The sequence below is a fragment of the Chitinophaga sp. S165 genome, from assembly GCF_003182155.1.
In the GTDB taxonomy this organism is placed as follows: Bacteria; Bacteroidota; Bacteroidia; order Chitinophagales; family Chitinophagaceae; genus Chitinophaga.
Genome location: NZ_QGTG01000001.1, coordinates 2,138,284 through 2,151,527, shown reverse-complemented (window position 1 = coordinate 2,151,527; position 13,244 = coordinate 2,138,284). Strand labels below are relative to the sequence as shown.

General features: G+C 47.8%; 11 protein-coding genes. 3 read left to right on the top strand and 8 right to left on the bottom strand.

Features of this window, described 5'->3' with window-relative positions; genetic code table 11:
* Together C7475_RS07865 and ggt are read right to left on the bottom strand one after the other, a co-directional pair.
* The gene (locus C7475_RS07865; protein WP_110052743.1) at positions 1–534 is read right to left on the bottom strand and encodes a DUF1572 family protein; all 534 of its coding nucleotides are present in this window, start codon (positions 532–534) and stop codon (positions 1–3) included.
* Between the two features lie 20 nt (positions 535–554).
* Positions 555–2,255 (bottom strand): gamma-glutamyltransferase, encoded by a 1,701-nt coding sequence (gene ggt, locus C7475_RS07860; protein ID WP_110052742.1) that lies wholly within the window; start codon positions 2,253–2,255, stop codon positions 555–557.
* A 165-nt stretch (positions 2,256–2,420) separates the two neighbouring features.
* Here ggt and C7475_RS07855 point away from each other — a divergent pair, with 165 nt between their 5' ends.
* From C7475_RS07855 to C7475_RS07845, 3 genes are all read left to right on the top strand, one after another.
* Positions 2,421–5,201 carry a TonB-dependent receptor gene (locus C7475_RS07855; protein WP_110052741.1) on the top strand — a complete coding sequence of 927 codons (2,781 nt, stop codon included), beginning with the start codon at positions 2,421–2,423 and terminating at the stop codon, positions 5,199–5,201.
* Between the two features lie 159 nt (positions 5,202–5,360).
* Positions 5,361–5,741: a toxin-antitoxin system YwqK family antitoxin gene (locus C7475_RS07850; RefSeq protein WP_158286447.1), complete on the top strand. Its 381-nt coding sequence runs from the start codon at positions 5,361–5,363 to the stop codon at positions 5,739–5,741.
* Between the two features lie 50 nt (positions 5,742–5,791).
* Positions 5,792–8,308: a M14 metallopeptidase family protein gene (locus C7475_RS07845; RefSeq protein ID WP_110052739.1), complete on the top strand. Its 2,517-nt coding sequence runs from the start codon at positions 5,792–5,794 to the stop codon at positions 8,306–8,308.
* Between the two features lie 9 nt (positions 8,309–8,317).
* Here the strand turns inward: C7475_RS07845 and C7475_RS07840 are convergent, their stop codons facing one another.
* The 6 genes from C7475_RS07840 to lptE all read right to left on the bottom strand — a co-directional run bounded on the left by C7475_RS07840 (position 8,318) and on the right by lptE (position 13,210).
* A complete protein-coding gene (locus tag C7475_RS07840) occupies positions 8,318–8,920 on the bottom strand; it encodes a redoxin domain-containing protein (RefSeq protein ID WP_233259785.1) in 603 nt (200 codons plus the stop codon).
* A 123-nt stretch (positions 8,921–9,043) separates the two neighbouring features.
* Complete coding sequence (locus tag C7475_RS07835; RefSeq protein WP_158286446.1) at positions 9,044–10,015, bottom strand: YihY/virulence factor BrkB family protein; 972 nt, start codon at positions 10,013–10,015, stop codon at positions 9,044–9,046.
* A gap of 13 nt (positions 10,016–10,028) precedes the next feature.
* Entirely contained in the window at positions 10,029–11,087 is a 1,059-nt protein-coding gene (mltG, locus tag C7475_RS07830; protein ID WP_110052737.1) for an endolytic transglycosylase MltG, read from the bottom strand.
* Between the two features lie 68 nt (positions 11,088–11,155).
* The gene (gene secG, locus C7475_RS07825; protein ID WP_110052736.1) at positions 11,156–11,500 is read right to left on the bottom strand and encodes a preprotein translocase subunit SecG; all 345 of its coding nucleotides are present in this window, start codon (positions 11,498–11,500) and stop codon (positions 11,156–11,158) included.
* A gap of 10 nt (positions 11,501–11,510) precedes the next feature.
* Positions 11,511–12,647: a hypothetical protein gene (locus C7475_RS07820; RefSeq protein WP_110052735.1), complete on the bottom strand. Its 1,137-nt coding sequence runs from the start codon at positions 12,645–12,647 to the stop codon at positions 11,511–11,513.
* Positions 12,648–12,694: 47 nt separating this feature from the next.
* Complete coding sequence (gene lptE, locus C7475_RS07815) at positions 12,695–13,210, bottom strand: LPS assembly lipoprotein LptE (RefSeq protein ID WP_110052734.1); 516 nt, start codon at positions 13,208–13,210, stop codon at positions 12,695–12,697.
* Positions 13,211–13,244 lie beyond the last annotated feature (34 nt).

Genomic DNA, 13,244 nt, shown 5'->3' with positions numbered 1-13,244 from the left:
CTATTGTTGTTTTTTTCCGAACATGTCCCGGTTAAAGTCCTGCGATTGTCCCTTAGGAATGGACAGACTTTTCCAGTCACTCTTTTTGATCATTTTACCAATGTACACAATTTGTCCTACATGATAAGGGATATGGCTTAGCTGCCTGTTAATGGCATCCAGCACAATATGCGGCTCGCTGCGGATATGAACGGTCTTTTCCAGGTCATCTGCCTGTAATGCGCCAATAGCGTCCAGCATACATTTCCAGCCGCTTTCCCATAGCTGTATGATCTCTTCTGCGGATGATCTGTCGTCTTCAAATTCGATATCCCTGTTGCGCCAGGGCTTTTCGCCGTCGGACGTAAGGAAGTCTGTCCAGCGGGAATGCATATTACCACTCATATGTTTGATGATGAGGTAAATGCTGTTAGGTTCTCCCTCCGGTTGCCAGTGCAGCTCTTCGCCGCTTAGCTCCGCCAGTGTTTTATCTCCGAGTGACTTATAGTATGCAAATCGTTTCAGCACACTATCCAGAAATATTTGTGCGATCATAAAAGTAAGTATAATGAAGATTAATAACCAGCAGCGCTGTCGTCACCACGTTTATCACCCGCCGCTTCTAATTGTCCTTTATCATTTACTTTAATAACCTCTGTACGGCCTATAGGGCTGTGAGGAACGATCTTATATCCCATCTGCCGTAAACCCTGTAAAGGCGCTTCGTCAAAGTCTTCTTCCACATCTACCTGGTCAGGCCACCATTGGTGATGGAACTTCGGCGCGTCTACCGCCTGTTGTGTCGGAAGGTTAAATTCAAGTATGTTGAGCACCGTCTGGAACACGGAAGTGATAATGGTAGAACCGCCTGGCGTACCAGCTACAATATAAGGTTTATCTTTCTTCAGCACGATCGTAGGCGTCATAGAGCTTAGCATCCTTTTACCCGGAGCTACGGCGTTCGCCTCATTTCCTACAAGGCCGTACATGTTTGGTACACCAGGTTTTACGCTGAAATCGTCCATTTCATTGTTCAGGAAAAAGCCCGCGCCACCCACTACTACTTTGCTGCCATAACCGCCGTTAAGCGTAGTAGTAACAGCAACGGCATTACCTTCATTATCCATCACAGAAAGATGCGTGGTTTCGTCGCTTTCGTAATATACTTTACCTGCACCTGTTGTATCGCTGGAACCGGCATGATGCGGATCATAATCTTCCATACGCGATTGCAGATAAGCAGGCGATGTGAGCTGTTTTACGGGCACCTTTACAAAGTCAGGATCGCCTAAGTACTCAGCACGGTCGGCATAGGCGCGGCGTTCCGCTTCTATCATCACGTGCATAGCGTTCACGGAGTGGAAGCCCCAGGAGGCCAATGGATATTTTTCCACCATGCCCAGCATCTGCTGCAGCGCTATGCCACCGCTGGAAGGTAAGGGCATGGTAACGATCCGGTAGCTTTTATAAGGGAATGAAACAGCAGTTCTCTCCTTTGCTTCATATGCTTTCAGATCGGCTGTCGTCATCAGTCCTTTACCACGTTTCATTTCTGCAACAATGAGTGCAGCAGTCTCTCCTTCATAAAAGCCTGCACGACCGTTGTCCCTGATCCTTTTCAAGGTAGCGGCAAGATCTTTTTGCAGCAAAGTATCGCCTGCTTTCCAGGTCCTGGTCCTTACAAAAACATTGGGCTTAGTATTGAGTTTACTGAACAATGCCTGCTGACTGTTCAGGCTTTTCGCCTCTCTTTCGGTAATGGCAAATCCTTTTTCGGCCAGCGTAATAGCAGGCGCTATCAGCTGCTGAATGGTCAGCTTTGCATAAGGCAGAGATGCGAAGATACCGGCTACAGTACCGGGTACGCCCGCTGCAAGATGGCCTTCCTGACTGAGTGTTGTATTGGCATTGCCCGACTTATCAAGATACATGTCCCGGGAAGCGGCCGCAGGCGCTTTCTCCCTGTAGTCGATGGCCAGGTTTTTCCCATCTTTAAGATGCGCGATCAGGAATCCGCCTCCACCCAGGTTGCCGGCAGCAGGATATACTACGGCCAGCGCGAACTGTGTAGCTATAGCAGCATCTACTGCATTACCGCCCTGCTGTAACATCTGCAGGCCTGCCTGACTGGCAAGCGGATGTGCCGATACAACAGCGCCGTGAGTGGCTGTGACACTTTTTTTAACTTGATAATGATAAGCATCATTTCGGGTAGGTTGCTGGGCATAAGTTGTGCTGGCAAGGGTTATAGCCAGTAGAACCAAAGTCGTACGCATGCGTATGGATTTAATCTTCAATTGAGTATTTACAACTTGTTTACAAAATGCGCTGTCAAATTAGTATTTTAGATAATAGACAGATCATCGTGCTTGTAGCAATAACATAACCAAAAGAACAACTCAAAATTTAAAAACCCAAATCTAAAATCTAAATCGAATCTTATGTTACACCCGGTCACCCATCTTAGAGGCCTTGTGCTTCTAATTCTCATTACTTTATGCATATCAGCGGTCTCGTATGGTCAGACAGGGACCGTCACCGGTACCATTACTGATGATAAAAAAATACCAATTCCCGGCGCTACCGTGCGTATAGAAAAGACCAATAGGGGTGTAGCCACCGATGAACAGGGGCACTTTTCACTGCAGGTAAGTCCCGGTAATCACACCCTGTTGATCAGTTTCGTGGGCTTTCCATGGCAGCGCAGGGACGTAACTGTTGTTGCGGGGCAAACCGTCACACTCGATGTAGTGATGAAAGAAGAACGCACTACTATAAGTGAGCTGGTAGTATTAGGCTCCCGCAACAAGCCCCGTTCTCAAATGGAAACGCCGGTACCTGTGGACGTTATTGATGTCAGAAGGATTGTTTCCGATGCGCCGCAGGTCTCTGTTAACCAGATCCTGAATTATATAGCGCCATCTTTCAGTTCCGGTACACAAACAGTAGCAGATGGTACCGACCATATAGATCCTGCTTCACTGCGTGGTCTGGGTCCTGACCAGGTACTTGTACTTGTGAACGGCAAACGCCGGTACAATACAGCGCTGGTAAATGTGAACGGTAGTTTCGGCCGAGGTGCGGTTGGTACTGATATGAATGCGATCCCCACATCTGCTATTAACCGTATTGAGATATTACGCGACGGCGCTGCCGCCCAATACGGATCCGACGCTATTGCCGGTGTGATCAATATTATTTTGAATAGCACGACAGACCGCCTGAATGTAAATGTTACCACGGGCGCTAATGTTACTTCGCAGGCTGACGATAACATAGACGGACAGACCGTGCAGACTGCCGCAAATTATGGCGTTCGTCTCGGCTCAAAGGGGGGGTATGTTAACTTCAGCGGTTCCTACGATTACCGCAATTATACCAACCGCTCCGGACCCTGGCAGGGAGCTATTTACAGGACTTATCCCGGTGGCCTTGATAAAACAGATTCTTTCCTGGTGGCCAATAACATCACCCGTAATGATATTCGCATGCGTGCAGGTCAGTCTAAACTGCGCAGTGCCCAGTTATTTGTAAATGGCCTCGTACCACTGGAGAATGAAGCGGCGTTCTATTTCTTTGGAGGTATCGGCTACCGTAATGGAGATGCCGCCGGTGTATACCGTTTACCGCACGATAGCAGGAATGTACTGGACATCTACCCCATCGGTTTTTTACCGGAAATACACAGTGATATTTATGACCGCTCTTTCGCAATGGGCATACGTGGCCAACTGGGTGACTGGAAAGCGGATTTCAGTAATACCTACGGACGCAATGAGTTTGGCTTCAAAGTGGAAAATTCATTGAATGCATCCCTCGGGAAAGCTTCTCCTACACGGTTCACCTGCGGTGGGCCGATCTTCACTCAAAATACTACCAACCTGGACGTGTCCCGTCGTTTTGAGGTGTTGCAGGGACTGGATATAGCCTTCGGTGCCGAACACCGTTTCGAGCAATATGAACTGGTGGCGGGTGCAGAAAATTCCTATACCGATTATGGACGTGCAAGGAAGATAGGTGTGGACGCTAATGGTAATGACATCCTGATACCGGATCCGCAGGGATCTGTGAATACGGTATTCGGACCAGACGGTTCTCCAAGAGCTGGCGGTGCACAGGTGTTTCCCGGCTTCCGTCCCGAGAATGCCATCAGGGCTACCCGTAGCGCGATATCCGCTTATGTGGACGTAGAAGCTAATTTCACGGATGCATTCCTGTTGGGTGGCGCCGCACGCTTTGAGAACTATAACGATTTCGGCAGTACGCTGAACGGCAAACTGACGGCCCGTTATAAGATCACCAACAATACATCCCTGCGTGCATCCGCCAGCACCGGCTTCAGAGCGCCTTCCCTGCATCAGCGGTTTTATTCTTCCACTTCTACTTTATTTGTTGACGGTGTGCCATATGAAGTGGGGACTTTCACCAATGACAGCAGACCTGCGCAATTGTTAGGCATTCCGCAGCTGAAACCAGAAAAATCCAAAAGCATCAGCGCCGGTTTTACCAGCGCTTTCGGAAAGTTCAACCTGACGGTGGACGGCTACTTTACACATATCGACGACCGTATCGTTTATACTGACCAGTTCTCCGGGAACAATGCCGATACAGCGTCAGCTATCGATAAGGAAATATATCAGCTATTATCACTCGCCAATGCCAACAGGGCGGCTTTCTTCGCTAATGCGATCAACTCTGAAACAAGAGGTGTTGACCTGGTATTGACGTATAGTACAAAACTGGGCGCCGGCGTACTCCGTGCCGATCTTTCCGGTACTTACAGTTATACACAAAGGGTTGGAGATATCAAGGCATCTGAGAAGCTGAAAGGCAAAGAGAACATCTATTTCAGCCGCGCCAGCAGGATCTACCTGGAAAGAAGCGTACCGCGCGACAAGGTGAATCTGACACTTTCTTATAACATCGGCAAGTTTAATGCTTTCCTGCGCAGCGTGCGTTTCGGCTCTGTGGAAGAAGCTACCAATGACCCTGCCTTCTATCAGACATTCTCCGCAAAAGTAGTGACCGATGTGGCGGTGGGTTACTGGCTCACCCGGGGTGTAAAAGTAAATATCGGCTCCAATAACGTGTTCGACGTATATCCTGACCTGGTAGCCAATCCTGCAAATACCACCAATAACCAGTTCAGGTATACCAGAAGGGCTACCCAATTCGGTTATAACGGGCGTTTCCTGTTTGCCAGACTGGAACTGCGACTTTAAAAAGACATTCATTATCAAAGGGATGGACACCACCATGTGTTCATTCCTTTGATCGATGTATTTATATTATTATATTTTACTATATTGAGTATGACTTTCTAAGTTAATGTCAGTATCAGCATGTCCCGTGAGCGATTTTCTATAAGCATAAACAGCAGTTTGCTTTGCCATTTTTTCCTCTTACTTTTTGTAACGGGAGGATCAGCCTGTACGGGTCAGGATGAGCATAACAATGAGCTGTTACGCCAGGTAATGCGGGAAGAGAACGGGCATATCCGTTGGAAGGTATACGGCTTCAGGGATGATCCCTACAAAGAAAAGGTAGAGATCTACTACGGGAATGGTAAACTGAAGGAAGTATATTTCCGGAAAGCCGGAAGAATGGAGGGAATAAGGACTGTTTTCTTCGATAACGGTAACTTATCAGAATCAGGTAACTGGCATGAAGATAACAGGGTAGGAGAGTTCCGTTACTATCAACAGAACGGGCATCTTGAGTGTGTACAACATTTCGGGCTGATAGGGGAAAGTGTTGAATAGGAAGAAACCTTCCAATTGTTTATCTTAGGTAAATAAATTGAAGGTGCCATATGCGCAAATTCCTGTTATCCTCCTTTATACTGCTCCTGGTACAGACCGCATTTTCACAACAACTGCCTACGCCAGATCAGTTTCTCGGTTATGCGCTTGGAACACAGTTCACGCCTCATCACCGCGTGCTGGAGTACTTCAAAGCTGTTGCTGCTGTTACGCCCAATATGCAGCTGACCCAATACGGCGCCACATACGAAGGCCGTCCGCTTATGCTGGCGGTGATCACTTCCCCGGAAAATATTAATAAAACAGAACAGATAAGACAACACAACCTGGAACTGGCCGGAGGCGACGGTAAACCTGCCGCCGGAGATCCTGTCATCGTATGGCTCAGTTATAACGTACACGGTAACGAAGCCGTTTCTACAGAAGCCGCGATGATCACCTTGTACATGTTGGCCAATAAAGAGAATAAGGAGCAGCAGGAATGGCTGAAAAACACTCTTGTGATCATTGACCCTTGTCTCAATCCTGATGGAAGGGAGCGGTACGTGAGTTTTTATAACCAGGTGCATACCCGTTATCCGGATCCCTTATTGTTTGCAAGAGAGCACAATGAACCCTGGCCGGGTGGAAGGGCCAACCACTACTACTTTGACCTGAACAGGGACTGGGCCTGGCAAACACAGGTAGAATCGCAACAACGGGCTATCCAGTATGGCCGCTGGATGCCACAGGTGCACGTGGATTTTCATGAGCAGTCCATTGATGCACCTTATTACTTCGCACCTGCAGCAGAACCGTTCCATGATATTATCAAACCCTGGCAACGCAGTATGCAGATGCTGATCGGTAAGAACAACGCGCGTTACTTCGATAAGGAAGGCTGGCTGTATTTTACAAAGGAGTTCTTCGATATGTTCTATCCAAGTTATGGCGATACCTATCCTACATACAATGGAGCCATTGGTATGACGTATGAACAGGGCGGCGGGGGACGTGCAGGAATAGCCGGTTTGAAGCAGGACGGAGATACACTGACCCTCAAAGAGCGTATTGATCATCACCGGACCACCGGGTTGTCAACCATAGAAATAGCTTCTCAACAGGCAGGACAGCTGCTGAATGAATTCTCCAGATATTTCTACGAGGCTGTTCATACCCCCGACGGACCCTATAAGTCCTACGTCGTAAAAGCCTCCGGCAATGTTGAAAAACTGGCCACTTTAGGCGCCCTGCTTAATAAGAACGGTATCCGTTTCGGATATGGTGCAGCGGTGAACAAAGCCAATGGCTTCAATTACTTCAATGGCAAAACGGAAAACTTCAGTATCGATAAGGAAGATATGGTGATCAGTGCTTCACAGGCAAGGTCTAACCTGCTGAAAGTACTGTTCGAGCCTGATTCCCGTTTATCCGATTCCGTCACTTACGATATCACCGCCTGGTCCCTGCCATACGCTTACGGTTTGCAAACCTATGGCGTACGTCAGCCATTAACACCGGCAAAGGACAGTCTGCAGGCTACCGTCAATAACGGGCTGGCGGCCTCCAGGCCTTATGCCTATCTTGCCCGCTGGAACAGTATCAAAGATGTAAGGTTCCTCTCTGCCTTGCTGCAGAAACGCATCCGTGTAAGATATGCGGAAGGCGATTTTATCGCCGGTGGCAAATCCTTCCCTGCAGGCTCACTGATCATTACGAGATCGGGTAATGAAGCCGCAGGCGCACAATTCGATGAGCAGGTCGTTTCACTGGCCAATACCTATAAAACATCATTGGACGCAGTTAACACCGGCTTTGTAGAAAAAGGCGTGGACTTTGGTTCAGAGAAGGTACGTTTCATCAAACCTGTCAGGGTAGCTGTTGTAATGGGTGAAGGCGTTTCTTCTCTTGCAGCAGGTGAAGTGTGGCATTTCTTTGAGCAGCAGATCGGTTATCCGCTAACCATTGTCGATGAAAAACAATTGTCGCGCATCAACTGGAAAGCCCTGGATGTACTGGTACTGGCGGACGGTAACTATAAATTCCTGACGGAGAAAGACAATACGAATAAACTGAAGGACTGGATCACAGCAGGCGGTAAACTGATCGCTATGCAGGGCGCATTGTCACAGGTAGCGACCCTGGACTGGGGCTTTCACCTGAAAAAAGAAGAAGAAGACAGCAAAGAAGAAAAGAAAGATGAATATAATCTCCTGAAGCCTTATGCCAATCGCGAAAGAGAGGGGGTGAAACAACTTATTCCCGGTGCTATTTATAAAGTGCAGCTGGACAATACGCATCCCCTGGCCTTCGGATTTCCGGCAGTATACTACACCCTCAAACAGGATGATAAAATATACGACTATCTCGGTGAAGGAGGCTGGAATGTAGGAGTGCTGAAAAAAGATAATTACCTCAGTGGTTTCGTGGGAACGGAAACACGCAAAAAGCTGAAAGACGGTCTGCTCTTCGGCGTAAAAGATATGGGTGAAGGCAAGATCGTTATGTTGGCGGACGATCCGCTGTTCCGCAGCTTCTGGGAGAACGGGAAACTGATGTTCGGCAACGCGCTGTTTATGGTGTGGTAAATACCGCTATTAAAATCTTTTGATATTGCATCCCAACGCTGTGGTGGAATTCACTCTTGCCGCCTTACCTGCAAGCATATCATTGATCGCATTACTGAGGTGCCGCATCTTAACAGCGTCCGCATTGCCCGGATTATCATCAATAGCGCCCTTATAAACGAGTTTTGACTGCTGGTTGAACAGATAGCACTCCGGCATATGATTGGCCTCAAAAGCGTCCGCTAATTCGGTTTTTTTATCGACTACGTAATACCAGTTGTATTGCTGACCGGCGGCAAATGTTTTCATGGCTGCCAGCACTGTTTTTTCATCTGTACCTGCGGTGTTCGAATTGATCAGCACCACACCGATATTATTGCTGAGCGCATACTTACAGATCTCCTGCGTGCGTACCTTATTTCTTTCAATATAGGGACAGCTATTGCCAGAGAACATCACCAGTAATCCGTTACTTAATTTTGCTTTATTGAGCGTGATCTCTTTGCCGGAAAAATCCTGTAGTACAACATCTGCTTTAGGTAAAGGCGCTCCCACTTCCAGCGAGGGGATAATTGCGGACTGCATGGCAACGAGCCAGCAGCATAGGATCAGTAAACAGTATACCTTTTTCATAAATATAGGTTTCCAGGTTAACGATAACCCATTGCTTATCTGCTATTAGGGTCTTACAATGATTGGAACCGACCTCGGATTCCACGGTAAAGATACGAATATGTGTGATTTTTATCTAATTTATCAGGAGAGCCCACGTACCTCTTCAGGGAGGTTTTCCCTGCGGGTGTCGGCGGTTTCCTTCAGTATCCTGATGCTGGCGTTCAGCTCAAAACCGATCAGCAGAATGAAGGAATAAAAGTAGACGGACAACATGAGGATGATGATGGTTCCGATAGATCCGTAGATCTTGTTGTAATTGCCGAAGTTGTTGACGAAGAAGGAGAAGAGGATCGTTACAAGGATCATCATGATCGTGGCAAATGTAGAACCGGCCGTAATGAACTTCCATCTTTTGGTGGTAGCCGGTACGAAACGATAGATCACCGAAAGCATAGAGAAGAACAGTAAACCGATCAGTATCCAGCGGGCTACATCTGCCAGGGAAAGTATCCGTTTGTCGGTAATGCCCAGGTAGTTGAAAATGAAACTCAATACAGTACCCTGCGCAATGATCAGGATAACAGTGAGCAGCAGGAGGAAGATCAGTATGAGCGTCAGTTTCAGGGCCATCAGCCTTTTTTGCCACCATTTCCTGCGGCGGAAGCCGGGTGATTTCTTATTGAATGACCGTGCAAGGCCCATCACGGCATTGGAAGATGCAAAAAATCCCATCAGGAACGCAATAGACAGCAATCCGTTACGATGGGTATACAGGAAGTCATGGATCATGTCCCGTATAATGATGTAGGTATTGTAATTGGGCGTTACGTCTTCTGCCAGCTCGTACAGTGTGGCTTCCACATTTTTCATGGGAATGTATGGCACGAGCGTGAACATGAAGATAAAGAAAGGGGGAATGGCCAGCAGGAAGTTGAATGAAATTGCTGCTGCCCTTTCCCCAAGACTTCTATTTCCCATTTCTTTCAGAAAGAATTTAGTCACATCGTACAAAGGAACTCCCTCAAAACCCGGCAACACCAGCGTTTTACTGATGTCTACGAGCTTACGGAAAGGCTTTGATCTGAGAATGATCTTTTCTGGTCTGAAAGGCATTGTGTTGTAGTTGTTATATCCCTCTTGCATTCAGTGCAGCATGAAATGCATGTGCATTTTTCATGTGCTCTGCGTAGGTAGCGGCAAAGGCATGATATCCGGAGAAATCAGCTTTAGCGCAAAAATAGATATAATCAGTTTCCGGTGTATTCAGCACGGCCTCAATTGACTTGATCGAAGGCGTACAGATGGGGCCTGGAGGCAGACCGGCATTCTGATAAGTGTTGTAAGGCGATTGGAAAGCGATATGTCCTTCCCTGATCCGGCGGATGGAGAAGTCCTGCAAAGCGAATTTCACGGTAGGATCTGCCTGCAGGCGCATGCCCTTGCGGAAGCGGTTCAGGTATACGCTGGATATTAACGGCTTCTCATCGTTCTTGTTGGTTTCCTCTTCTACAATAGAAGCGAGGATGATAACCTGGACCGTACTGAGGTCAAGACGTTTCGCAGCTGCTTTACGTTCTTCTGTCCAGAAAGCGGCTGTTTCTTTTTCGATCTTTTTGAAAGCTGCTTCTGCGGTCGTATTCCAGTAAAACTGGTAGCTGTTGGGAATAAAGGCGCACATCACGGTATTGGTGTCCAGGCCGAACTGGCGGAGGTACACCTGATCGCTCAGCAAAGCGCGGAAGGTAGCGGAATCGGCTTCCAGATTGGAACTGATCTTCCTGACAAGGTCAGCTTTGGTACGCAGTTTTGTAATGGTGATGTTCACCGGTATCTGACGGCCGGCACGCAGCAGCTTCACAATATCAAAGTTGCTCATGCCAGGGCTGATCTTGTACTTACCGGCCCTTACACGTTTAGGATATCCCAACTCGCGTGCTACCCAATCGAAACTGGTACGGCTGCGGATGATCTGCTGTTCTTCCAGCCCATCCAATACATCTGCATAAGTGCTGCCGGTGTGCACGTAGAAAAATTTGCTGTCGCCGAATGTCTTGGTATTAGGACCAAACACCCGGTACCCTACGTATACGAGCAGGCCTGCGAGGATCGCGCAGGCGGCCACCACGATACGTTTGATCCATAGATTCTTCGTCGGACTTTTTTTTGCTTTACTTTTCTTTGCCATAGGATGGTATTCAATAAAAAACCTCGCTTGTGACGGCGAGGTTCTGAAATAGCTTTAAGAGCGGAATATTATGGTTGTTTTGCCGGAGCTGGTGCTGGCTGAACTGGCGTAGCTGGCACTTGAGCCGGAGCAGCTGGAACAGTGATATTCTGTTCCATAACACCTTTTCTTAATTCAGGAGCCTGACCCCTGTTGATGAATAAAGAAGAGGTGAGACACAGTACGGCAATGATAGCAGACAGGATCCAGGTGCCTTTTTCAAGAACATCTGTAGTCTGACGTACACCCATCACCTGGTTTCCGAAACCACCGAAAGTACCGCTTAAACCACCGCCTTTCGGATTCTGTACGAGTACGAAGAAGCCCAATAACACACAGGCCAGGATGATTAATATGCCGAAAATCAATAACATAGTATATAAGTTAACTTTTTTCTGTTAGTAACTGAAGTTCCTTAATCTTTTGCGCAAAATAAGCGCTTTTGTTGGGATTAAGCAAACTTAATTTTTGATATATGTGGATAGCTGTCTGGTACTGGTGCTGGCGTGCCCAGATCTCGGCCAGTGTCTCCGAAACGATGTCGTCATTCAGTGTAATGGACTCCATAGCCATCTTTTCCACAGTTTCAGACACTTCAGGATCTGCGTCCTCATAACTGCGGTGCATCTGTTCCTGGTACCATTGTTTACTGGCTTTTTCGGCGAAGGTGTGCTTCATGTCTTTCAGCCAGGAAGTAAAGCTTTTCATTTCTGCTGCTCCTTTTTCACTGAGATGTTCTGCATGCTCAGGATCTTTCAAACGTTTGTAAGCGAAATAATCATCGGTATACAAGGGTTGGAAAGTCAGAGACGTTTCGGTCTCGGAAGTATCCAGCGGGAATATTTTAATAGGCTCTGTATCATCTTCTGCCGGCTTGACTGTTGGTGGAGGCATTACAGGCTGTTTTACCGCCGGTTGTGCCGCCTGTACAGGCGCCGCTTCTGGTGCTGCCGCTTGTGCCGTTTGCACTGGTGCAGCAGGTGCTTCCTCGGGGGGAGCAACGGTTGTTGCCGCTACCACATCATTCGCAGTAACGGTCAACTCCTCTTCAGTATTGTATACATCGGCAGAATTTGCAGCTGGTTCTGATGCAACAGGCTGCTCTGCCGGTGTTTTTGGTATTGTTACATGGATCTTCGTTTCGGGTGCAGGCGTTGCAGGCTGCGCTACAGGCTGTGCCTCAATAACCGGCGTTTCCTCCTGTACGGGGAACGCCATTACAGCTTCAACCTGTTCCGGTTCAGGCGCCACTTCTACCGGGGCTTCTTCCACAGGAGCAATGCTTTTCTCTTCTGTGGTAACAAAGCGGTAGAAGTAATGCATATTGGTACTGTACTGCTGGGCCTTCTTTACCGCCGGCGCCAGCAGGTTCTTTTGCACACTGTATTGTTTGCGCGCCAGCAGCAGACGCGCCGCCGTAAAGTACGGATATGACGTTACCAGCCTTTCCAGTGCTGCCTCGTCAACCTGTTTAATATCAGGCTGTTGGAATATATGTTGAATGATCCTGTTTGCGGTCATGCTGCTAAAGTATGAAAAAAAATTAAATACGAAAGCTTTTGTAATACTTACCAGTTAGCAAACGCCTTGTTGAAAATATCGTCCACTATTTGTGGCAGGATATTGTTTTCCAGCAAACCGTTTTCTACCGCACTTGGTAACTGGGAAGCAGAGAAGTCGGCCGAACGGGTGAACGACTGTGTATACCCTTTTTTATCGCCGATCCTCTTCACGAAGGTAATATTAACAGTCACCGTCAGCCTGGAAGTAGCAGCCTGGTCCACATTCGTAACCGCCGCATTACTGAAGGAATAACCCGTTACATTGCCTTTGAACTCATAATCCGCCCCATCCTCATTGATCTGTACCAGTTTTGTCTGTGACTGTACCTTGTTACGCAGTCTTTCAGTAAGGTTCTGACTTAAGGTAGGGTTGTTGATAGGCGCCCTGTTCTCAATAAAACGCACATTCACTGATTTTGCACCTGGCTCGATACTGGCGCCGGTAGCGGAATAATGAACGGAACATCCGCCCAGTAGCAGCAGTAAGCTGACGGTCATTATCCCCTGGAGTAATCTGATCATCTCGTAAAGTATTAAGGCGCCTGCCGGAAGTGGA